General features: G+C 34.7%; 18 protein-coding genes. 1 reads left to right on the top strand and 17 read right to left on the bottom strand.

Annotated elements, in window-relative coordinates:
* Window positions 1-9: 9 nt before the first annotated feature.
* The 3 genes from NiCM35_RS03145 to treC all read right to left on the bottom strand — a co-directional run bounded on the left by NiCM35_RS03145 (window position 10) and on the right by treC (window position 3,354).
* Window positions 10-756: a sugar phosphate nucleotidyltransferase gene (locus NiCM35_RS03145; RefSeq protein WP_123259745.1), complete on the bottom strand. Its 747-nt coding sequence runs from the start codon at window positions 754-756 to the stop codon at window positions 10-12.
* A gap of 330 nt (window positions 757-1,086) precedes the next feature.
* Window positions 1,087-1,560, bottom strand: a complete 474-nt coding sequence (locus tag NiCM35_RS03140; protein WP_095332091.1) for a PTS sugar transporter subunit IIA — start codon at window positions 1,558-1,560, stop codon at window positions 1,087-1,089.
* 111 nt (window positions 1,561-1,671) lie between these two features.
* Window positions 1,672-3,354 carry an alpha,alpha-phosphotrehalase gene (gene treC, locus NiCM35_RS03135; RefSeq protein WP_433778586.1) on the bottom strand — a complete coding sequence of 561 codons (1,683 nt, stop codon included), beginning with the start codon at window positions 3,352-3,354 and terminating at the stop codon, window positions 1,672-1,674.
* A 695-nt stretch (window positions 3,355-4,049) separates the two neighbouring features.
* Between treC and NiCM35_RS03130 the strand changes: the two genes are divergently transcribed.
* The gene (locus NiCM35_RS03130; protein WP_420915973.1) at window positions 4,050-4,901 is read left to right on the top strand and encodes an STAS domain-containing protein; all 852 of its coding nucleotides are present in this window, start codon (window positions 4,050-4,052) and stop codon (window positions 4,899-4,901) included.
* A 291-nt stretch (window positions 4,902-5,192) separates the two neighbouring features.
* Here NiCM35_RS03130 and rhaD read toward each other — a convergent pair whose 3' ends face one another.
* The 14 genes from rhaD to NiCM35_RS03060 form a co-directional block, all read right to left on the bottom strand.
* Window positions 5,193-6,029 carry a rhamnulose-1-phosphate aldolase gene (gene rhaD / locus NiCM35_RS03125; protein ID WP_433778583.1) on the bottom strand — a complete coding sequence of 279 codons (837 nt, stop codon included), beginning with the start codon at window positions 6,027-6,029 and terminating at the stop codon, window positions 5,193-5,195.
* A 249-nt stretch (window positions 6,030-6,278) separates the two neighbouring features.
* Entirely contained in the window at window positions 6,279-7,043 is a 765-nt protein-coding gene (locus tag NiCM35_RS03120; RefSeq protein ID WP_095332085.1) for a DeoR/GlpR family DNA-binding transcription regulator, read from the bottom strand.
* Window positions 7,044-7,191: 148 nt separating this feature from the next.
* Window positions 7,192-8,304: a multiple monosaccharide ABC transporter permease gene (gene mmsB, locus NiCM35_RS03115; protein ID WP_235844462.1), complete on the bottom strand. Its 1,113-nt coding sequence runs from the start codon at window positions 8,302-8,304 to the stop codon at window positions 7,192-7,194.
* Window positions 8,305-8,392: 88 nt separating this feature from the next.
* The gene (mmsA, locus tag NiCM35_RS03110) at window positions 8,393-9,928 is read right to left on the bottom strand and encodes a multiple monosaccharide ABC transporter ATP-binding protein (protein WP_249878944.1); all 1,536 of its coding nucleotides are present in this window, start codon (window positions 9,926-9,928) and stop codon (window positions 8,393-8,395) included.
* A gap of 30 nt (window positions 9,929-9,958) precedes the next feature.
* Window positions 9,959-11,008, bottom strand: a complete 1,050-nt coding sequence (gene chvE, locus NiCM35_RS03105; RefSeq protein WP_235850310.1) for a multiple monosaccharide ABC transporter substrate-binding protein — start codon at window positions 11,006-11,008, stop codon at window positions 9,959-9,961.
* Between the two features lie 328 nt (window positions 11,009-11,336).
* On the bottom strand, window positions 11,337-12,563 hold the full coding sequence (locus NiCM35_RS03100) for a response regulator transcription factor (protein ID WP_095332079.1): 1,227 nt from the start codon (window positions 12,561-12,563) through the stop codon (window positions 11,337-11,339).
* Window positions 12,564-12,569: 6 nt separating this feature from the next.
* Window positions 12,570-14,372 carry a cache domain-containing sensor histidine kinase gene (locus NiCM35_RS03095; RefSeq protein ID WP_095332077.1) on the bottom strand — a complete coding sequence of 601 codons (1,803 nt, stop codon included), beginning with the start codon at window positions 14,370-14,372 and terminating at the stop codon, window positions 12,570-12,572.
* 19 nt (window positions 14,373-14,391) lie between these two features.
* Complete coding sequence (locus tag NiCM35_RS03090) at window positions 14,392-15,393, bottom strand: substrate-binding domain-containing protein (RefSeq protein ID WP_123259747.1); 1,002 nt, start codon at window positions 15,391-15,393, stop codon at window positions 14,392-14,394.
* Window positions 15,394-15,606: 213 nt separating this feature from the next.
* Window positions 15,607-16,062: an IS200/IS605 family transposase gene (gene tnpA, locus NiCM35_RS03085; protein WP_095330205.1), complete on the bottom strand. Its 456-nt coding sequence runs from the start codon at window positions 16,060-16,062 to the stop codon at window positions 15,607-15,609.
* A 454-nt stretch (window positions 16,063-16,516) separates the two neighbouring features.
* A complete protein-coding gene (gene rhaA, locus NiCM35_RS03080) occupies window positions 16,517-17,770 on the bottom strand; it encodes an L-rhamnose isomerase (protein WP_095329943.1) in 1,254 nt (417 codons plus the stop codon).
* A gap of 15 nt (window positions 17,771-17,785) precedes the next feature.
* Window positions 17,786-19,204, bottom strand: a complete 1,419-nt coding sequence (rhaB, locus tag NiCM35_RS03075) for a rhamnulokinase (protein WP_095329944.1) — start codon at window positions 19,202-19,204, stop codon at window positions 17,786-17,788.
* A 169-nt stretch (window positions 19,205-19,373) separates the two neighbouring features.
* The gene (locus NiCM35_RS03070) at window positions 19,374-20,339 is read right to left on the bottom strand and encodes an AraC family transcriptional regulator (protein ID WP_095329945.1); all 966 of its coding nucleotides are present in this window, start codon (window positions 20,337-20,339) and stop codon (window positions 19,374-19,376) included.
* A 255-nt stretch (window positions 20,340-20,594) separates the two neighbouring features.
* Window positions 20,595-21,197, bottom strand: a complete 603-nt coding sequence (locus tag NiCM35_RS03065; protein ID WP_095329946.1) for an NDxxF motif lipoprotein — start codon at window positions 21,195-21,197, stop codon at window positions 20,595-20,597.
* A 369-nt stretch (window positions 21,198-21,566) separates the two neighbouring features.
* Window positions 21,567-23,636 (bottom strand): bifunctional aldolase/short-chain dehydrogenase, encoded by a 2,070-nt coding sequence (locus NiCM35_RS03060; RefSeq protein ID WP_123259750.1) that lies wholly within the window; start codon window positions 23,634-23,636, stop codon window positions 21,567-21,569.
* Between the last annotated feature and the right edge of the window lie 76 nt (window positions 23,637-23,712).

Here is a 23,712-nt window from a genome sequence, read left to right as displayed (position 1 = left end):
CCCTTATATCTATTGTTCTTTTTTCCAAATCTTTCTTGCATCTTCCAAGTCCTTTGGCGTATCAATAGATACCCATATACCTTCATGCAAATAGACAGCAAGTTCTCTCTTTTCAATTAACTTTCTTAATGGCTCTTCCTCTAACACACAATCCGGCTGGGCTGATAGATACTGAAAGAACTCCTTATTGCAAACAAAAAATCCCCCATTAATCCAGTCATCTAAAATCGGCTTTTCGGCAAAGCGGTTAGCAATACCATCTTCTATATCCAGTACTCCATATTGATTATTTTTTTTGATGCCTGTAAGTGTAACTGTTTTTCCTTTTTCTTTATGAAAGGCAATAAGTTTATCTAAGTCAATATCAGACAAACCATCTCCGTAGGTTAATAGAAAGATATCATCATCTATATATGGTTCTAACTGTTTAATTCGTGCTCCAGTCATTGTATCTTGACCAGTATCTATACAAGTTATTGTCCATGGCTCTGTTTTTTCTAGAATGTTATATTGATTGTTTGCTAAATCAATTTGGATATCATTATTTCTCCAGGCTGAATTAACAAAGTAATCTTTTATCTGCTCTCCTTTATAGCCCACTGGTAAAACGAAATCTTGATGACCATATTCACTATAATGCTTCATAATATGCCATATAATCGGCTTCCCATTAACATCAGCTAAGGCTTTCGGTATATTCTCTGTTAAGCCTCTCATTCTCATTCCTTTGCCCCCACATAAAATTACAACTTTCATGCTTTCACCTCTTCTCTTAGTATTTTCATGCCATTATATGTACAGGCTACTAATTATGCGTAGGTTGTTTCATTAGGTTTGGTAAGATATAGGCGAATTTTTCGAGTAATTCGAAGAAAATACTGATCAGACTGTCCTTTTTTGAAGGATATTATGAGTCCTTACTCTTCTTGCTATAGAAGAGAACAGCAATACTTTTTATAAAATTATCCCTAAAGAAAGAGGGGAAATTCAAACAATATAAAAAACCTACAGTTTTACCTGTAGGCAGTTTATCCCTATTCCGAATAAAAAAAGCTATAAGGTAAAATTACCTCATAGCATTCATTATTATCCTATTCTAATCTCATTACCTTCTACTATCACTTTTTCATTCTCTTCAAGGTTAGTAAATACCATTGGCGTAATGATGGAAGGAACCTTTGATTTGATTGCATCAAAATCAATTTCCATTAATTTTTGTCCTTGTTTTACTTTATCTCCATCTTTAACAAAAGAAGTAAACCCTTCCCCTTTTAAACTAACTGTATCTAATCCAACATGAATTAAGATTTCTTTTCCATTGTTATCAGTCATACTTACTGCATGCTTTGTTGGGAACACATTCATAATTTGACCATCTGCTGGAGCAACTAATACGCCATTGGATGGATCAACCGCTATGCCGTCTCCCATCATTTTTTGCGCAAATACTGGATCTGGAACTTCTGTAATGCTTAATAGCTTTCCTTCTAATGGTTGAATATAAGTTTGAGTCGTATTCGTTTTTTCTTCCTTATTTCTCTTAAATAGATTTTTAAACAAGGTAGCACCCTCCAATAAAAGATTCACTTCCTATTTTAACTTAATAACAAAAATTTTCCCATAAATCTAATAAATAATATTTCTAAAAGCCTATATCTGCACGAAATATTATTACTTTATATAATAGACAATAGACTCATATGCTCTTAGCTTTATACTTTCTCTCATGGAATCGGAATCAGGGTAATTAGATAGAAGAATGGTACCTGTTAATCCTGTCCAATCAATGTGCTCTGATAAAGTAAATGTCACTTCTTCTTCATAGAAATTATTAACGACTAATAATTTCTCTTTGTCTGTACTGCGTAAATAGGCAAATATTTTATCATCTTCAGGAGCAATTAGTTCATAATCTCCGTCTGTAATGATATTGTATTCTTTCCGCAGCTGGATAAGTTTTTGATAGTGATAAAAAATAGAGTCTTTATCCTTTAATGCATTTTCTGCATTTAGTTCTCGATAATTTCGAGCCGTTTCAATCCATGGCGTTCCATCCGTAAATCCAGCATTTTTCTCACCGTTCCACTGAACAGGTGTACGAGAGTTATCACGAGATTTTCTGCGCAAAATTTCGAGAATTTCTTCTTCTGATTTACCGTTTGCTTGTAAAATATTATACATATTCAAAGATTCCACATCTCTATACTGATCAATCGAAGTAAATTTAGGATCTGTCATGCCAAATTCTTCTCCTTGATAAATATAAGGTGTGCCTTGCATCATATGAATAGTAGTAGCAAGCATTTTAGCAGATTCGTTGTGGAATTCCCCGTCATTCCCATAACGGGAAACAATACGTGGTTGATCATGGTTACACCAAAAAAGTGCGTTCCATCCTCCTCCTTCATTCATACCAACTTGCCATTTAGATAAAATTTGTTTCAGAGCATGAAAATCCATTTCGCCAATTTCCCACTTCTCTCCATTGGGATAATCAACCTTTAGGTGGTGGAAATTAAAAGTCATACTTAACTCATTTCGCTCTGGCTTTGTATATTTAACGCAATGCTCTAGTGTTGTAGAAGACATTTCTCCAACTGTCATACTGTCATATTTGGAAAATACTTCTTGATTCATTTCATGGATAAATTCGTGCACACGAGGTCCATCTGTATAAAATTTCCTTCCATCTCCAGGCGCTACGGATCCGTCATCATCTGGGAAATTTTGATTTTTTGAAATCAAATTAATGACATCAAGGCGAAAACCATCTACGCCTTTTTCAAACCAAAATTGCATCATTTTATACACTTCATCACGAAGATGCTCATTTTCCCAATTTAAATCAGCTTGCGTTACATCAAAAAGGTGTAAATAATATTGGCCAGATTTTTCATCATACTGCCATGCATTTCCACCAAATTTAGATTGCCAATTCGTTGGTTCACTGCCATCTTCTTTTCCATCTTTCCAAATATAAAAATCACGGTATGGATTATCTTTAGAAGATGCTGCTTGTTTAAACCATTCATGTTCCGTTGAAGTATGGTTAACAACGATATCCATAATAACTTTCAGGCCTTTTTGACGGGCTTCCTTTAATAGCTGATCAAAATCTTCCATCGTTCCATATTCATGATGAATGGAATAATAATCACTAATATCGTAGCCATTATCCTTTTGAGGAGAAGCATAAATAGGTGTTAACCACAATACATCTACCCCTAATTCTTTTAAATAATCTAATCTTTTAATAATCCCTTGAATATCTCCTACACCGTTTCCTGTTGTATCTTGAAAACTCTTCGGATAAATTTGATACACAACTGCCTTTTGCCACCATGCTTGTTTCATCTATATACACCACCGATGTGAAAATTATGTTCTTTTTCCTGTCTGTAAAACACAATACAGTTAGCATTTACGTTTTTTTACTTCCTTTTGATTACTAGTACTTGCTCAATAGATTTACGAGTTGGTTTGACATTATAGAAACGTTTCTTCTATATGATTCGGAATTTGAACAAGACTAATAATTTTTATTCTCTTTCATCATAACATGTATATACAAGTTGTCAACTGATTAGTAATGCGTTTTCAAAACTTTCTTTGTCATAAACCAAGTTAGCTCTTACCTCTACTTGTCCGGATAATCCCCTTACATTTTCCACTTTTTTATGTATTCCCTAATAAAAAGGTTTTTTGTAAATCCCTTAAAATTCATTGGTTATTTACTGCTTTTTTTGATAAGATATCCCTATAATTTTTAGAATTTGATTTAACTAATCAATGATATTCCCATACTCTAGCTTGTATGGACATGAAAAACATTGCCTATAGATATTGCTAAATAGAAATGTAAAAACGGTTCATCTTTATATTTACAGACAGCACAGAAAAAATTAAGTAGAATAAAAAGGGTTGATTAAGACATAGAAAGCTTACTCAATTTTTTTCTGCGAAATTATTAATTTATCAATGGTGGAAAAGCTCATTTACTCCACATATAATGAAAGAACATGTATACTATTAATAGATTTAAACTAGGAGTGAGCATTTTGAAGGATGAATTAGCTTATATTGGGAACAAAATTATAGAAAACCAGAACATCCTTGCTGAAAACACAAATAGGCTGCTTTCGCAATTTTTACAGCAGCAGGCATCTGATTTTTCTCTTCCTTATCCCGAAGAAGATATGCATAAATGGAACGCTAAGCTTTTCTTTATCTTGGCCGAAGCGTTAAAAGATAAAAAAAATTCGGAAGGAATAGAGTATTGGTCGGATAAAACTGGGAAAGCCTTTGTAAAGAACCATATTCCATTACAATCTGCTCTGCGTTCCTTATCGATATACCGAAATGTGATCTGGGACGTATTCACAGAAGAATTAGAACAGAAATCTTTCGCACCAATTACCATGTTGGATGTTGGCAAGATTATTGATCCTATACTCGATGAAATTAGTGCTTACATAGGGCATATTTATGAAGAGCATAACACACAGATAATGAAGCTTGCTTATACAGCTTTAGAAGAGCTGTCTGTACCAGTTGTTCCAATAGCAAAAGAAACAGCCATCATACCTCTTATTGGGGAAATTGATACACAGCGATCTCAATTAATTTTAGAAGTTGCCTTGCAGGAATCTGCCAATTTAAAAATTGAATATCTCATTTTAGATATTTCAGGAGTACCAATCGTCGATACAATGGTGGCAGACAATTTATTTAAAGTCGTTCATGCCTTAGATTTAATTGGTGTTAAATCCATCGTTTCTGGTATTAGACCAGAAATTGCTCAAACGATTATTTCATTAGGAATCGACTTTAGTAAAATTACGACATGTGCCAATTTACACACGGCTTTAGCTAGCATTGGCTTAAAGCGAGTCGTAGAATAAAATAAGGATGTCTTAAATAGTTAGTTAAACTCTTTAAGACATCCTTTATTATTTTTACGCAATCGTTTCTCATCTAAAACTTTAGCTAACTGTCCACCGATTTTTTCATATATGTTGGTTGCAAGGAATAAACATGTAAATTGTCATCAGCACTTCCTGCAGGCAGCCTCTTCCCATTAAATTTGTACTTGGAACATAAAATACATGTGCACACATTTGATTTGCCTCCTTTTATTTGTTCAATAATTCACATGATTATTTATAAAGAAAGAGCGATTTGCCCTGATTCTTTTATAGATGTAATATGCCTTCTCTAGGTACTACTTGAAAAGCATCTGCTAAGTCTTGTAACTGCTGGTCCGTAATGGTTTGCTTAATCTTTGAAGCATCCCCAATAATCGTATAAATTTGTGCTGCTTTTTCTGCTGTTTCAATCAGCCCGAATGTTTCATCCATTGTGGATCCGGCACCGAATATTCCATGATGTGGCCAAACAACTAAACGATGCTCTCTCATTTTCGCTGCTGTTTTTTCTCCAATTTCATCTGTTCCAGGAACCATCCAAGGCAGAATCCCGATTGCATCCGGAAAAACAACAATACATTCGGTACACATTTGCCATAGTGTTTTTGTAAAACTTGTTTCATCTAAATCATGCATAAATGTCATTGCAAGTATATTTGTGGCATGGTTATGCATGATAATCCGATGATTTGGGTCTACTCGTAAACGTGCAATATGGCTCATAAAATGGGAGGGTAACTCACTTGTAGGATTCGACCCATCTTCAAATCCCCATAGTATATGCACTTTTTCTCCACTCTTATCTATTTTTAAAACACCAAGTGTATTTGCAGGATCTTTTTTCACATTTTTAAAATACTTCCCAGATCCTGTTACAATAAAATACTTCCCTGCCAATTCTGGTACTGGAAACTTCAAAGGGATAGACCGAATAATTTTGCCAGTATCCAAATACTGTTCCACTAACTCTTCTTCTAAAAGATAACTGATATTTCCTCCATTCCGTTCATCCCAGCCCATATTCCACATATTAAATGTTGCTTCACACATTTCTTTAATAAATGGAGCCTCTAAAATATTTTGCTTTTGCATAATCGCAACCATTTCTCTTCACTCCCTTAATCTATTAATCTTGTTTTTCATATCCTTATTTTATGACTTAAACAAAAATAAGTCAACACATTCAAAAATAAAAACAACTTATTATTTTGTATTTTCTGTGATTTTTTTTGTTTTATTTTGATTTGTTTTTAAAATCACATTCTCTCCAAATAAAAAAAGATAGCACCAATCTATTATCAAAAATATTGGTGCCATCTTTCATTTTCTGCCCGTAAGCTTGAACAAATCATTTTATGACGGAACGACCTGAAAAGAGATATTTTTTTCTTGAAACCAGTTTGCATATTCTTCCGGAATACGTTCATCTGTAATGACATATTGTATTTGATCTAGATTGGCAATATGAGCAAAAGTCTTTACTCCGAATTTGCTTGAATCAACAAGAAGAGTAACCTCTGATGATATATTCATCATCTGCTTCTTTAATAATGCCTGCCATTCATTAGCATCACTTAGACCACTTTGCATATCTACTCCTTTACATGATAAAAACAGCTTATTAACATAATATCGTTCAAGGGAACGTTCAGCCAGTGGTCCTACATAAGATAATGATTTCGACAAAAGCATTCCACCTGTTGATATTACTCTAATCTGTTCCTTCTTACTTAATTCCAACGCTACTTTAATAGAATTAGTAATCACAGTTAAAGGCATATCAGGTAATTGTGACGCCATATACCAGGCAGTAGTACTACCATCCAAGATGATTTGTTCTCCAGGCTGTATGCGCTTTACCGCTTCTCGGGCTATTGCTCTCTTTTGTTCTGCGTTCGTAACCTCTCTCTCCATGAAAGGAGTATCACTTGGTTCTTTTTCAATACTCACTGCCCCTCCATGACTTCTCATCAAAAGCTTATCCTGCTCTAATTTCTCTAAATCTCTTCTAATCGTTTCCTCCGTTACCGAAAAAATTTCACTTAATTCTGATACGCGTATACTTATTCTTTCATTCACAAGCTCCACAATTTTTCTACGTCTTTCTGCTACAAGCACTTTCGAAGTTCTCCCTCCATTTTTGTTTTCTTGGGATTAAGTTGATATATGTTTATTACTATAGCATATTTTTCGTTTTAATAAGAAGGCCCTCCCATCAAAAAAAGGATGAAATAAGATAATCCTTACTCCATCCCTTCCTATCAAACTATTGTGCTTTGTTTTTATTATAAATATCAAATGCTACAGCTGCTAAAAGTACCAGCCCTTTAATTCCTTGCTGCCAGTCAATGCCAAGTCCCATTAGTGACATTCCATTATTCATGATTCCCATTACCAAACCACCAATAATTGCTCCAGGTATGGTTCCAATACCCCCATATGCAGAAGCTCCACCGATGAAACAAGCTGCAATGGCATCCAGTTCAAAAAGATTACCAGCTTTTGGAGTAGCCGCATTCAAACGTGCAGCGAATAAGAGACCAGACAATGCAGAAAGTACTCCCATATTAACAAATACCATAAATGTCATCTTTTTCGTTTTAATCCCAGAAAGCAAAGCTGCCTTCTCATTTCCTCCGATTGCATAGATATGTCTTCCTGCTTTTGTTTTGTTTGTTACAAATGTATAAATAACAATCAGAATACCTAATACAATTAAAATATTGGGGATGCCTTCATAGGTTGCGAGAACAAAGGTAAAGATATTCAAAATTAAAATCATTCCTACTAACTTCGATACAAATAGGCCAAATGGTTGGACATCAAATTGATGTTTTAATTGATTCCTTCTGTTTTTTAATTGAAGGAAAATGATAATGATAGATAAAACAGCACCAATTAAAATCGTTAATAGATGCAGCGATCCTCCACTTATATCAGGAATAAATCCAGAGCTGATTTTCTGAAAGGATTCAGGAAAAGGTGCAATCGATTTCCCTTCTAATACAATCATCGTCAACCCTCTAAATAGGAGCATTCCTGCTAGTGTGACTATAAATGCTGGAATACGGACATATGCAATCCAAAAACCTTGCCATGCTCCGATAACAGCACCTAATACTAAAGAAATGACGATTGCTAAAAATGGTGACATTTCATAATTTACCATCATAATGGCAGAGATGGCTCCAACAAATGCGGCAATTGATCCTACCGATAAATCAATGTGTCCCGTGACGATAACAAGTAACATTCCAACTGCTAAAACTAATATATAGCTATTTTGTAAGATTAAGTTTGTAATATTTAAGGGTTTTAGTAATAATCCATCCGTAATAATTTGAAACAATACCATGATGAATACTAAAGCGATAATCATACTATACTGACGGAAATTAACATGAAAAAGTGATTTGCTTTTTTGTGAACCTACTGGATTTGGTTTTATTTGTGGCTGCATTGTTCGCTTACCCCCTTACTTTACTTTTGGTCATATATTTCATTAATTTCTCTTGATTTGCTTCTTCTTTAAGAACTTCTCCTGTTATGCGCCCCTCATTCATTACATAAATACGGTCACACATCCCTAATAACTCTGGTAATTCAGACGAAATCATTAGAATACTTTTTCCCTCATTGACAAGATCATTAATGATTGTATAAATTTCATACTTAGAACCAACGTCTATTCCTCTAGTAGGTTCATCTAAAATTAAGATATCCGGCTCTGAAAAAACCCATTTACTTAATACGATTTTCTGTTGATTACCGCCACTCAGATTTCCAGCTTTTTGAAAGATGCTTGGCGTTTTTATTCTGAATTTCTGCCGATATTCTTCTGCAACCTTTATCTCTTGATTCTTATCTAACACAGAATGTTTAGAAATACGGTCAAGCGTTGCAAGCGTAATATTCTGTTTAATGTCTTCCATTAAGATTAAACCATTGCCTTTTCTATCTTCCGAAACATAGGCTAGCCCATTATTGATAGCTGCAGTTACATCTTTGAATTGCACTTCTTTCCCATTTTTTATTATTTTTCCATTAATATTCTTTCCATATGCTCTTCCAAATAGGCTCATTGCTAATTCTGTACGTCCAGCTCCCATTAACCCCGCAACCCCGACAATCTCTCCCCTTCTGATTGTTAAGGAGACATTATCGATCACTTTCCTATCCATATGCTTTGGATGGTATACATTCCAATCTTTTACCTCAAAAACAACCTCTCCAATATGAGGAATTCGCTCAGGATATCGATTGGTAAGATCTCTCCCTACCATACCTTTGATAATTCTGTTTTCATCCACCTGATCATTCTTTACATCCAATGTCTCAATCGTTTTTCCATCTCTTAAAATGGTAATAGAATCGGCAACCTTTTCAATTTCATTCAGTTTATGCGATATAATGATGGCAGACATTCCTTGTTTTTTAAGGTCTAATAATAAATTTAGTAAGTTTTCGCTGTCATTCTCATTTAAAGAAGCTGTTGGTTCATCTAAAATAAGCAGCTTAACATCCTTTGATAAAGCTTTTGCGATTTCTACTAATTGTTGTTTACCTACTCCAATATCACTTACCTTTGTATTTGGTGATTCACTTAATCCGACTTTTTTAAGCAATTCCCGTGTACGCAAAATTGTTTTATTCCAATCAATAACGCCCTTGTTAACGATTTCATTTCCTAAAAAGAGATTTTCTGCTATCGTCAATTCCGATACTAATGCAAGTTCTTGATGGATGATTACGATTCCTAGCTCTTCGCTTTGTTTGATGTCTTTAAATATGCAAACTTCATTATGAAAGAAAATATCTCCAGAATAAGTACCATGTGGGTAAACTCCGCTCAATACCTTCATTAAAGTTGATTTACCAGCACCATTTTCCCCACAAAGGGCGTGTATTTCTCCTTGCTTAACCTTTAAATTAACATCATCTAAAGCTTTAACGCCTGGGAACTCCTTTGTAATATTTTGCATTTCAAGAATTATATTTGCCATGTCCTTCACCACCTCTATTTTTTCTTACTATTACTGTCCCAGCTGCTCTTTCGTATAATAATTCGTATCAACTAATTCAGCTTCATAATTTTCTATATCCACAGAAACCGGTTTCAAAAGATAAGCAGGAACTACTTTTTTTCCGTTGTTATATGTTTCCGTATCATTTACTTCTGCTTCCTCTCCATTGAGTAATGCCCTTGCCATTTCCACAGCTTTCTTAGCTAATTCTCGTGTATCTTTGAAAATGGTTTGCGTTTGTCTTCCATTTATAATTGCTTTAATAGAAGCAAGCTCTGCATCTTGCCCTGTTATAATCGGCATCGGTTTATCTTTGCTTCCATAGCCAACACCCCTTAAAGACGAGATAACCCCAATACTAATACCATCATAGGGAGACAAGACGGCATCTATCCGTTCAGAGGAATAATGTGCGCTTAATAAATTATCCATTCTAGCTTGAGCTAGTGCCCCATCCCAGCGGAGTGTCGCTCCTTGACTAAATTTTGTTTGCTTACTTCTTACGACTAGTTTGCCAGAATCTATATATGGCTGAAGGACTGACATTGCTCCATCGAAGAAAAAGTATGCATTGTTATCATCTGGTGATCCTGCAAAAATCTCTATATTAAATGGTCCTTCAGATTCTTTCAATCCTAACTTCTCCTCAATATATTGTCCTTGCAGCTCTCCTACTTTAAAATTATCGAATGTTGCATAATAATCTACATATTCACTGTGCTGTATTAAACGGTCATAAGAAATAATTTTTATGCCATCCTTATGGGCTCTCTCTAAAACTCCTGTTAAACCAGATCGGTCATCGATGGGGGCAATGACAAGAATATCTACGCCTTTTGTGATCATATTTTCAATTTGTGCTGTTTGATTTTCAATCACATCCTCTGCATATTGTAAATCCGTTTTAAAGCCAAGTTCTTCAAACAGTTTTTTCATATTTTCTCCATCATTTACCCATCTTTCTGATGATTTGGTAGGCATGGAAATACCAATAAACCCTTTTGACTCTCCAGATGTTTTTTCAACTCCACATGCAGTAGTAATAAATGTTAGTACAATGACAGCAATAAATGTATACACTTTTTTACACAAACAAACTTCCCCCTTTCTACATTTTTCTTAAGCATTTATTTTGACTAAACTTACTATAGCATCTGCCTCAAGGATGGTCTTTTCAAATAATTTACTATTTTTATACTTTTTTAACTTAAATTAAAACGCTTTCATTTCACTAAAAAAAGATTTGTGATGTCTTATCTATCCCTTTACCCATCTTAGTTAATTCAATTGGCTATACGGACAGTTGATCTTCCACCTATTTTCCTGGTCAGCGTTTAGGCTTATTACGCAAAAAAAAGAAGCCCATCTTTCATGGCCCCTACTTCCTTCACTTTATATTATTTGTTTCCTCCATAATATTTCTACGATATTTATTAGGGGAAACGCCCATAATCTTTTTAAACGCTGTACTAAAATAATGCTGCGTTTCATACCCTACTAGCTGAGATATCGTGATAATTGGATAATCCGTTGATTGAAGTAAGTATATTGCCTGTTTCATTCGTTTCGTTGTAAGGAGCTGGACGAAACTTACTTTTAATTCTTGCTTCATTAATCTACTTAAATAAACAGGAGATACCTGTAAAGTGATCGCAACCTTCTCGAGTGAAAGGGAAGAATCTGCATATTGATGGTCAATAATACTCTTTGCCCTTCTCACAATAGGTGAAATATTCATTTCCTTTTGGATCATTTCTTTACAGTTTTTATATAAGGAAAAGAGTTGTTTGTAATCCACTTCATTGTTATTTATATAGATGGCAATAGACATTTTTAGTTCTTTTCTGATATATTCCTCCAACTGTAAAGCTACCTCATTAGTGATAGTTTGCCAGATAATTAGAGCGATCAAACCTGATTCATCATGAAAATAACCTATTTCCTTGTGTTTTAAGAATAAGAGAATATGATATTTTAACGATTCTTGAATCTCTCCTTTTTCCTTTTCACTTAAGATAGACTTGTTCTCGAGAAATTCCAAACAAGAAATAACTACTAGTTGTTTAGGTATACTCGTATTTAAATAGTAAAAAGCTAATTGTTCCTTTATTTCCTCGTTCGTTAATTTGCCCCCTATCCATTCACGGAAGAAATTATGTTGTAAGGTCGGCAGATTTTTAGTGAATTGCTCGGACGTTCTGTCCAATAAAGCCCTTTTTTTATTTACTTCTACTAACTCCATTTTTATCTTATTTAACAATCCCATTAGATGATCTGGATCGATAGGTTTTAATAAATAATCGAATACATTTAATCGAACGGCTTCTTGGGCATACTTAAATTCATCATACCCCGTTATAATAATAATTTGGCAGTCTGGCAGCTTGGCTTTTACCTGTTTAATCACCATTAATCCATTTGCAATTGGCATATTTATATCTATAAGGAGGATGTCGACAGAATGCATCAGCGAAAGCTCTATCGCCTCTTCCCCATCCTCCGCTTCTGCTATAACATTCATCTGAAGTGCAGACCAATCGATGACATTCCGTATCCCTTCCCGAATAATGGGTTCATCATCGGCAATTAACACATTCCATATTTGTTTATCCATTCATTCTCACTCCTTCTTTTCCTCTAGATTCATGGGAAGTTTTATCGTTACTGTTGTTCCTTTATCAGGCTCACTATCAATTGTGAGACCATACGCGTCTCCATATGTAAGTTTAATTCTTGCTTGTACATTCATCATGCCATAGCCAAAATTTATCTGTTCCTTCCTTTCCTTTTTTAAGATCACAAGTGTATTTAGTTTTTCTCTTAGTGCATGTAACTCCTCCTCTTCCATGCCTTTTCCATCATCCGTAACTTTTAAAAGTAAGCACGCATTTTCCTGAATTGCAGAGATTATTATGTTTCCAGGTCCTCTCCTTTCTTTTATTCCGTGATAAATTGCATTCTCCACTATAGGCTGAAGGACCAACTTAAGGATTGTTACTTCTGTCAAATTAGAATCATATATAATTTCATAACTTAATTTCTCCTGATATCTTGCCTTTTGAATCATAAGATAACTTTGAATATGCTTCATTTCGTCTTTTAAGGGAATCATATCATTGCCCTTACTTAAACCAATTCTGAAAAAGGAAGATAATGATGCAACTACCTCTGCAACATCTTTTGCTCCATGCTTTCTTGCCATCCAATTAATCGTATCTAATGTATTGTATAGAAAATGTGGCTTTATATGTGCTTGAAGACTTCTTAATTCTGCTTCTCTCTTTTGTTTTTCTTGCACTTCTGTTAATGTTATTAAACTATTAATCTTTGTAATCATATGATTAAATGTTTTTCCTAGTCTGCCAATCTCATCTTTTCGTTTCCCCTTATAGCGGATTTCCATCTGGCCATCTTCAATTTTTCTCATCATCGTCATTAATTCAATGATCGGATTGGAAATAGAATGAGAAAAATAATAAGACACCGTTATACCGGCAAAACATAAAAAAAATACAAAAAAGAACAAATACAATTGAATTTCTTTTACCTCTGCTACTGATTCATCTGAATGAAATATCCCAACTGTTGTCCAATTGGAAAAAGGGGTTCTTTGATAAATAAACTCCATCTTCTCCCCATCTACTACCTTTTTATAAGCCCCCCAATCTCCTTCCAATAAAATCGTTTCTGGAATCTCGATTGCTTCACTATTAGAAGTAGAATAAATCTCTTTGCCATTTTCATCTATTACAGTTAAAAATCCCGATAATCCAATATGGACATTATTCATCGCTTCTCCAATGACTCTTAATTTTAAATCGATTAATAAGACACCGGTTATTTCTTGTGTATCTCTATCGACGATTGCCCTAACAACAGTCACGACATCTTCATCCTTGTAATTAATTTGGCTGATAATATGACGCTTTTCAGGCTTCCCAATAATTTTAAAGATCCCTTTATTACGGACTGCTTCCTTGTACCACTCCTCCTTTGTTAAATCAACCTTATCCTCTGCATAAAGTTCATTACTAATATATTTTCCTTGCTTATTGATTAATAGGATTCCTGCAATTTCTGGGTACAAGGATGTAAACCCTTGCATTGTTTGGCGAATAGAATAACTTTGATCCGTCTCGTTGCCTTCCTTTCGATTTGAGGAAAAAAAAGTCTTAATTTGTGCATCCATCGAAATGAGATAACTTACATTTTGTACATTTGTTATGGAAGATTCTAATGTCGTGTTTACTTGATTGATTAATTGCAAGGTATTTTTTGTTGCTTGTTCTCCTAAAATTTTTTCCACTGTTACACCGACTAATAAACCTAGTCCAATGGCTGGGATAATACTAATTAGTAAAAACAAAGCAATCAATTTATCTCTTAGTGAAAAATCATTAACTTTCCTTAATTTCGCAAACATTTATCTAAACCTTTCTTCCTTACTTTGTATATTCGGCATAGTATTCTTTCACATTATCCTTTGTAACAATGGTAATTCCCGTATCGACATAAGAAGGCAGGCCATGAGGATCGCTAATGATGTCCTTTTGATGCAGTTTAAAAAGAAACTGCATGGACCAATAGCCCATATTCCATGTTCCCTGAGCAATGGTTGCAGATATAGTTCCGTTTTCTATGTTATCTAATGTCTTTCTGTCTACATCAAAGCTAATAATCTTTACATCCATCTTCTTGTTTTCTTTTGCTGCATCTGCTACTCCGACTCCCCCATTTGCTTCTGTTACAAATATCCCTTTAATATCTGGATAGTTTTTCATTATCTCTTTTGCTATTTTTTCCGATTTCAGTTGATCGCCTTCTCCATTTTGGACTTGCACCACTTCAATATTCGGATAGTTTGATTTAATGGTTTCCACAAACCCTTTTGTTCTTTCTTGATGGTTTAACTGATCTGGTAACGTAATGACGGCTACTTTTCCCTTTTTATTTATAAGGGATGACAGTTTATCTGCTGCCTTTACACCCGCTTCATAATTGTTAGTACCTAAAAAGGCTGATGCTTTACTTAACGGTGCATCAGAATCGAACAATACAACTGGGATTCCCATCTCCACAGCTTTATCAATGGTGGCATTTAGATTATTCGGATTTATGGCAGAAAGAGCAATCCCAGCAGGCTTCTTGGCAATCACTTGCTCTAATATAGTAATTTGCTCATGCAGGTCATATTGCGTTCCACCTCTATAAGCAACCGAAACATTCCATTCATTAGCCGCATCCTCAAATCCCTTTAATGCCGACTTCCAGTAATCCATCCCTGCCAGAAAGGTGACCATCACAAACTCGTCATTAACGACACCTTGTAAGCGCTCTCTTTTTACACCGTTATTATCGTCTAAAGCATTATACAAATGAGAATAATAAAAATAAATACCAAATAATATAAAAACAAACATATATACATACAGTAACCGCTTCAAAAACCACACCTCCAAAGGAAAAAACTGTATGTATCATTATACATGGAAACATTTGCAGTGAAAAGAAAAACAAGTATCCAACATGCAATTCCACCTTTTAACCAGTAAGTATCCGCCGGTAGAACCGGCGGTTTTAATTTCGCCCTATAAGGGCACTTTACCAACGAAGCCCCTAAAGGGACCTCTAAATTGACCGCCAACCGTTTACTCTCCCTACTTATCTTTAAATGGATCGACGTATTCTCGTTTGCTCATATTATCTCGCAAACGGTCCTCTGCTTCTTGCTCTCGTATATACTTTGCAATTGTTTTTTCGTTTAATCCAACCGTACTTACGTAATATCCTTTCGCCCAAAACGTTCGATTTCCATGATTATATTTTAAATTTGCATGTCTATCATGGATCATCAATGAACTTTTACCTTTTAAATATCCCATGAAATACGAAACAGACATTTTCGGTGGTATTTTTACCAGCATGTGTATATGATCTGGCATGGCATGTGCTTCCATTATTTCTACATCTTTCATTTCACATAGTTTTCTCAATATAGCACCTATATCTTTTCTTAATTTCCCATATACTACTTTCCTTCTGTATTTGGGAATAAATACGATATGATACTTACAATTCCATCTTGTATGTGATAAACTATTGTCGCTCGACATGAGCAGAACTCCTCTCGTTATTTGAAGTTGGTTTGACGGCCATCTTCTATTATAACGATTGGAGTTTTTTTCTAATACGACTCTACAAGTTTTATTTTCACACAGGCAGAGCCTGTGGTTTAAAAAGAGTAAATAAAAAGAAACCACTCACGGTTGAGAGTGGTTTCAGCTTGTTGACAAAAGGAATTTAGGAAATGCAAATGGAATTATTATGCATTGATTGGAGTGGAAGGGGTGAGACTCCTGTGGGATCTGCGAGACAGTCTGAGACCCTGCAGGCCTTTAGGGCGAAGCGGCTCAGCGCGAGCCCCACGGAAAGCGAACCCCTGCAACGGAAATCAACTCTTATTTAAAAGAATGTATATGTATAAACTAAGACAAACTCCTAATTACTGAATTAGGAGTTTGTCGACAGTCTGAAACCACTCACGGTTGAGAGTGGTTTCTTTTTATTTTATCTTTTGGAAAGAACTTCTTCCTCATACACTTTCACTTCATTCAGCCAAGATTCACGCACCGGTACATCCATTTGTTCACAATAGTAATCCCAAATTGCCCCAAATGGATATGTTTTAAATTCTTCCATTAATGCCAATCTCTCTGTAAAATTTCCTTCCTCTTGTAATTGTTTTAATTTATCATTTGGAAGCAATAATGCATTTAAAAGTGCTTTAATCATATTTCTTGTACCAATTGTCCATGCTGCTACGCGGTTAATGCTTGCATCAAAGAAATCAAGACCTATAATTACTTTATCTAATGCATCATTACGTACGATTTCTACAGCAATTTCTTTTAGTTCATCATCTAAAATAACAACATGATCACTATCCCATCTTACTGGTCGAGATACATGTAATGCCAATTTATCACTAAATAAAAGCATGGAAGAAATTTTATTCGAAACAGTCTCGGTCGGATGATAATGACCTGTATCCATGAGGCATAATTTATTATTTTTCAAGGCATAGCCTAAGTAAAATTCATGGGAACCGACTACATAAGATTCTGAACCAATTCCAAAAACCTTGCTTTCTACTGCATCTAAATTATAGCGTTCATCTGTTTCTACAGCATAAATTTTATCCAAGGAATCCTTTAGTCTTTTTCTTGGAGTTAAACGGTCGCTTGGAATGTCTTTGTAGCCATCCGGTATCCATATATTCGTTAATGCAGGCGTTCCGAGCTCTTTCCCGAAATATTCAGCAATTTTTCGACTAGCAATACAATGTTGAATCCAAAAATCACGAATTTCTTGATCTGGATGAGCTAACGTTAATCCATCAGCTGCTTTTTCATGGGAAAATAAAGTCGGATTAAAATCCAGCCCTAAGCCATTTTCTTTTGCCCATTGCACCCAATTTTCAAAATGCTTTGGCTCTAGCTCATCTCTTTCTACGGCTAGCCCATTGGTTTCTGCATAAATAGCATGGAGATTCACGCGATGTCTTCCAGGAATAAGTGAGAGCGCCTTCTCTAAATCGCTTCTTAATTCCTCCGGATTCGTTGCTTTCCCAGGATAATTCCCTGTTACATCAATACCACCAGATAATTCTCTTTGATTTACTTCAAATCCAGCAATGTCATCCCCTTGCCAACAATGGATTGAAATCGGGATATTCTTTAGCTTTTCTAATGCTTCTTCTACATTTACTCCCCATTGCTCATATTGTTTTTTTGCCAGCTCAAAATTTTCTTTAACAGACATGTTTGTGTCCTCCTTTTATTTGATTGCATCTTCCGCAGCTTTATATACTTTTATCTCAAATGATTGCTTTATCATTTGTCTAGCCTCTGATAAACTATCTATTTCTCCTAATGCGATGAATTGAGAAACAATATTCCCAATTGCTGTCGCTTCTATCGGTCCAGCATATACCTCCTTCTGAGACGCTTCTGCAAGTAGCTGGTTTAGCATTTCATTCTGACAGCCGCCGCCAATAATATTAATACTCGGAAAAGTTTTTTCAAAAATTTCTTCTATCTCATTTATCGCTATAACATAGCTATCTACTAAACTATCATAAACACATTTCGCTATTTCTCCAGGTGTTGCCGGAACTTGCTGTCCTGTTTCTAGACAATAGTTCTGAATTTCTTCTACCATATTGTCAGGCTTTAGAAAACGATTATCATTTACATTTACAATACTTGAAAAACCTTGTGCCTCTTTTGCTAATTCAACAAACTTGGCAAAAGAGTATTGGTTATTATAATTGCGTCTGACTTCCTGTATCATCCATAGTCCCATAATATTTTTTAAGAAACGATAGCGATAATCAATTCCTCCTTCATTAGTAAAGTTATAATCTAAAGCCTTTGTCACACAAATTGGAAATCTATTTTCCACACCAATCAATGACCATGTCCCCGAACTGATATAGATTGTATCATTAAAAGCTGGAACTGAAATTACTGCTGAACCTGTATCATGAGTCGCTGGCAAAATCACTTTCATATCAAAGCCAAACTCTTCCACTAATTCTGGTCTTAAATTCCCAAGAATCGTATTTGGCTTTTTAATTTCTTGGAATATTTCTTTATTGATCTCTAATGTATCAAGTATCGTTTTATCCCATTTTTTGGTGAAAGCATTTAATAACTGTGTCGAAGTAGCATTGGTGTATTCATTCACTGCAATACCTGATAATAAATAGTGTAAATAATCAGGTATCATTAAAAAGGTTTTCGCTTGTGCGAATACTTCTGGCTGTGTCTTTTTTAACGAATATAACTGATAAATAGTATTAAATTTTTGGAATTGAATTCCCGTTTCTAAATACAATCTTTCTTTCATTATTTTCTGGAATACTTCTTCCATCATGCCATCCGTTCGATCGTCCCTATAAGCAACAGCATCTGTTAAAAGTTCCCCCTTTTCATCTAGTAATACAAAATCTACTGCCCATGTATCGATACCAATACTTTCAGGAGTAATTCCTATGTCATTACATTTTTTAATTCCTTTTTTTATTTCCGAAAATATCATTTCTATATCCCAGCAATAATGCTGTCCTTTTTTGATCATCCTATTTTCGAACCGGTGAATTTCTTTCAGTTCTAATTTTTCTAATGAAACAGACCCGAGAATAAGCCTACCACTTGAGGCCCCAATATCTACTGCCAGTGTATATCTAGTCATTTACACCTCTCCTTGAAAAGGAATTAAAAAACGTTTTCTTAGGGATATTGTAATGGGTTTCATTTTTAAATAAAATAACGCACTTTTCTTTTTTATTGTCCTTATTTTCCATATCTCCTTCATTGTTTTATAAAAGGAATTAGATTACAAAGAAAAAACTAGCATATTACTATTTTGCTAGTTTCAACCGAAACGCTTTTGGCGTCATTCTATATTTTTCTTTAAATATCCGATAGAAATAACTTATATTATCATAACCTACTTCTTCTACAATCCTCTTAATTGGAAGATCCGTTGTCTCTAATAGATTCTTTGCTTCGCTCAGTCGCTTTTCCTGCTGCAATTCCTTAAAAGTATAGCCTGTTGCTTTCTTAATATTTTTACTTAATGAAGACATTGATTGGTGAAGGCGTCCAGCAAGTTCATTCAGTGTCCCTAGCTGATAGTGCTCTTCGATGTAACTCAAAGCCTCTATGACTACATAATGATCTTGTGTTACTCCTTCATTTTGTTGAATCTTATCAGTATTTTTTATCAGTTCAATCATTAATAATCCCATATAAAGCTTCATCGTCGATTCAGATAAAATGGAATTATTACTTTCTTCTTTTAATAGTTTCCCAATTATATCCTGAATTTCTATGACCTCTGAAACCTTGTAATATAAATACTGACCACTCTCTTTATGTTTAAATAAACTACTAATTAAAAAATCTGTCAGCTTATTTTCTTCATGTAAATATTGAAATATAAATTGAAAAAATGGCGGCTGAATGATGAAATTAACGACGATATCGTCCTTATCACACGCCTCTATTTCATGTTCCATGTGCTGATTTAAAAATAGAAGTTCTCCTCTTTTCAACACGATTTCATCGTTCCCAACTTTCTGCTTTAACTGACCATTTACGACATAATTAATCTCAATATAATTATGCTTATGTTTAGGAAAATCAATAAAACGTGTATGCTTTCTAACCGCTATCATTTTATCATTACGCAAAAACTTTTCACTTTCTATGATAAAATTACTTTGACTAGTATAGATGTCTTTTATTACCCCTTGTTTTTGCTGAACAATGCATATTTCTTCCTCTGTTAACTTCCTTAATTGTTCCATTAAAACATGATCCAAGAAGGTCTGCCTCCTAATTTAACTATCTTTGTATTATTATGAGAGTACAGAATAATTTAGCAACTATTCCGAGGAATCTTACATATTTTTTGATAAATAAGGTGGGGAGGAATTAACGCTAACACACAGAAAGTTAAACTGTAAACGGTGAATACATAAAGCAGCTCTCCCTATAAAAGAAGCTATGCTGCTTTATCTGTTTTGCCATTCTATTTTTAAGAACAGCCCTGTTTACAGTTCTAATCTGCTGTTTTCTTATTGCTTACGTCCAAATGCTTTAGTCTTGATATTTTTATTTTCCAGAAACTCTTCTATTTTTTTCTGTTCTCTTCCGTTAACTACCTTACTGCTTTTATATAAAGAGTCCATGTTTACTGTAGGAATGACATCTTCATTCAAGTCGTCTGTAAGTTGGTCGAGCACTGTATCTAATTCATCTAGCATCCCATTTAAACTTGTAATATATCTACTTATTCTTTCGGATTCTTCTTGATAACCCTGGGGTAATGTATTTTGTGAGATATAGTTTAAAAAGTTATCATCATTTTCTCTTGTAAGCCTGTTAATTTGCTTTAACTTCTCTAAATCACTTTTCGTTAATTCTTTTTCTTCGTCTATTATCTCTTGAAAAGGGGAACTAGCAAGAGATAATTCTTCATGGGTGTCTAAGTATGTTTTTATGCTTGATTTCATTTCTTCTTCATCAATTACACTATTTTGTTTGTCAGAATAAAAAATGGTACTAGGAACCTTCACATTATTTGTATCGACTATTTCCTCTTCCGTCTCCATTCCACCTCCTTTTGAACATGCACTTAATAGAAAAAGAATTAGCATACTATAAAATATTCTTTTCATTAACGCCTACTCCCCTTTGCAAATTTAATATTCCCTGGCTTTAGAGGACTATCACAAATGGTATATCCACTTAACCAAATTGACCTTCCATTAGTTGAGGGTATTAGCTGGAAAAATATTTTAGTCATTCGTTAATACTATTTCACAGAGATGTCCTCATTTCCCTCGACTTATTCAGGAATACAAAACAACTTTTAACCAATTTTCATCCGTTAGTTTAATAAACATTCATAAATCATATTAACATATATTACCTTATTTAACATTAAAAAGAAGTATGATTTTCATGGAAATCACACTTCCTTTATGCTTATCTTTATCTCTTTGAGGCTCTCAAAAGCACAAATTAGAATAATAATCTAACCAATATTATCTCGTAAAGGCCGCTGGAACTCCTCCATCTACTGTCAGCATGCATCCAGTAGTTTTCTCCGCTTTGGAGGAAGAGAAATAACAAATCGCTTCCGCTATATCCTTTGGAAAAATATTAACTAATAAAGTGGTCCGTTTTTTATAATGCTCTTCTAATTGATCTGGTTCAATTCCATAGTTAGCTGCTCGCTCTTCACGCCACTTAGAGCCCCAAATAGCGGATCCTTGTAATACGGCATCAGGTAAGACAGTATTAACACGTATACCGAATTCTCCTCCCTCTGCTGCAATACATCGTGCAAGATGCGCTTCCATTGCTTTTACAGAACTATAGGCCGTAACATTCTTCCCTGCGTAGACAGAGTTTTTAGAACCAATGAAGACCATACTTCCACCTAGTCCTTGTTCCTTCATTTGTTTGAACGCTTCTCTTGCAACTAGAAAATACCCTGTACCAAGAACATTTAAGTTTAAATTCCATTCTTGTAGAGACGTTTCGTCAAACGGGCTAGAAGTAGCAAGACCAGCGTTATTGACGATGATATCCACACCACCAAAGGTTAGAGCTGTTTTCTTGTACGCTTCTTTCACCGCATCTTCTTTTGTTACATCCATCTTAACAGCTAATGCTCTCATGGAACCATACTTCTCATTTATTTCTGCTGCAACCTTTTCGGCACCTTCTATATTAAGATCTGCAATAACAACATGTGCCCCTTGCTCTGCAAATAGTCGACATGTTTCACTGCCTATCCCGCCAGCTCCACCTGTAACAAATGCGACTTTACGAGAGAATTCAGCTTCTTTCGGGGCAAGGGATAATTTATACAATTCTAGTGGCCAATACTCTATTTTAAATGATTCATTTTCATTTAACGAGACGAAATTACCTAAGGTGGTAGTTCCCTTCATAACAGAAATTGCACGGTGGTATAAAGCGCCGCTTACTGCTGCCATAGCTAGTGTCTTCCCAGTGTTAACCATCCCAATGCCAGGTATTAGAATAACACGCGGAGCAGTTTCAGAAATTTGATCTCCAGTCTCTTTGTTTCTATCAAAATACGATGTATATTCTTTTTTAAATTCTTCTACACCTGATTTAATCTTTTCTTTTAAACTAGCAATATCTTTCGTTGTTGGATTCCATTCAATATATAAAGGCTGTCTTTTCGTATGTACAAGATGATCTGGGCATGCTGCACCAATTTGTGATAAGGTTTTCGCATCCTTGCTATTTACAAATTGAAGCACATCAGCCCCTCTATCGTAGGTTAACAGCATTTGTTTTTCTCCACTAACCGCGCCCCGGATTACTGGCATTACTTGGCTTAAAATTTCTTCTGCCTCTTCTTCATTTAAAGCAGGATATTGTTCTCCGCCAAATACTTGCTCCTCGTCTATTTTATTATGAATATATTTTTCCGCTTCGTTAATAATTGAAATTGTTTTGTTATAGCTTTCTTCGGCAGTTTCTCCCCAAACAACAAGACCGTGTTTTTCCATTAATACTAATTCTGCATTTGGATTATTCTTCACACCTTCTGCAATCATTTTAGATAAGGTGAAGCCAGGACGAATATACGGTACCCAAACGAAACGATTCCCATATATTTCTTCGGCAATTTGTTTTCCATTATCAGCACAGCAAATACTAATAATAGCATCGGGATGTGTATGATCTACATGTTTATACGGTAAAAAAGCGTGTAATAAAGTTTCAATAGATGCCCTTGGATGAGAACGATCAATCATACAATGAGATAGATAAGCAACCATTTCCTCATCTGACATTTCTTTTCTTTCCATTAACGGTTTTATATCCTCTAGCTTTAGACCAGTAAAATTATGCGCTTTCATTGTTGCTAAATCTGAACCACTTCCTTTTACCCACATTACTTCTATGTCTCTACCACGGAAATCCTTTTCGATTGTTTTCATTGAAGTATTACCGCCACCCCAATTACATACTGCTCGATCTGTTCCGATTAAGTTGGAACGATATACAAGTTCTTCTAATCCCTTATTTAACTGCGAAGCTTTTTCATTATTCCATAAATTCTGTACCATTAATATTTCTCCCTTCAGAAATTGTTTTTTTATACCCCAAATACATTATATAATATGTTTGTTTGTTTTTGAAATG

It is taken from the genome of Niallia sp. M35 (genome assembly GCF_050971705.1).
In the GTDB taxonomy this organism is placed as follows: Bacteria; Bacillota; Bacilli; order Bacillales; family Cytobacillaceae; genus Niallia; species Niallia circulans_A.
The sequence above is the reverse complement of the archived record's forward strand: the minus strand, read 5'-3'. Positions and strand labels throughout refer to the sequence as shown.

Bases quoted from the DNA above. Each gene is read 5' to 3' on its own strand.
- treC (WP_433778586.1), bottom strand. From the start codon at position 3,354: ATGAAACAAGCATGGTGGCAAAAGGCAGTTGTGTATCAAATTTATCCG.
- NiCM35_RS03065 (WP_095329946.1), bottom strand. From the start codon at position 21,197: ATGAAAAGAATATTTTATAGTATGCTAATTCTTTTTCTATTAAGTGCA.
- mmsA (WP_249878944.1), bottom strand. From the start codon at position 9,928: ATGGCAAATATAATTCTTGAAATGCAAAATATTACAAAGGAGTTCCCA.
- NiCM35_RS03060 (WP_123259750.1), bottom strand. From the start codon at position 23,636: ATGGTACAGAATTTATGGAATAATGAAAAAGCTTCGCAGTTAAATAAG.
- rhaA (WP_095329943.1), bottom strand. From the start codon at position 17,770: ATGTCTGTTAAAGAAAATTTTGAGCTGGCAAAAAAACAATATGAGCAA.
- NiCM35_RS03095 (WP_095332077.1), bottom strand. From the start codon at position 14,372: ATGTTTGCGAAATTAAGGAAAGTTAATGATTTTTCACTAAGAGATAAA.
- tnpA (WP_095330205.1), bottom strand. From the start codon at position 16,062: ATGTCGAGCGACAATAGTTTATCACATACAAGATGGAATTGTAAGTAT.
- mmsB (WP_235844462.1), bottom strand. From the start codon at position 8,304: ATGATTATCGCTTTAGTATTCATCATGGTATTGTTTCAAATTATTACG.
- rhaB (WP_095329944.1), bottom strand. From the start codon at position 19,204: ATGACTAGATATACACTGGCAGTAGATATTGGGGCCTCAAGTGGTAGG.
- NiCM35_RS03100 (WP_095332079.1), bottom strand. From the start codon at position 12,563: ATGGATAAACAAATATGGAATGTGTTAATTGCCGATGATGAACCCATT.
- rhaD (WP_433778583.1), bottom strand. From the start codon at position 6,029: ATGGTTGCGATTATGCAAAAGCAAAATATTTTAGAGGCTCCATTTATT.
- NiCM35_RS03145 (WP_123259745.1), bottom strand. From the start codon at position 756: ATGAAAGTTGTAATTTTATGTGGGGGCAAAGGAATGAGAATGAGAGGC.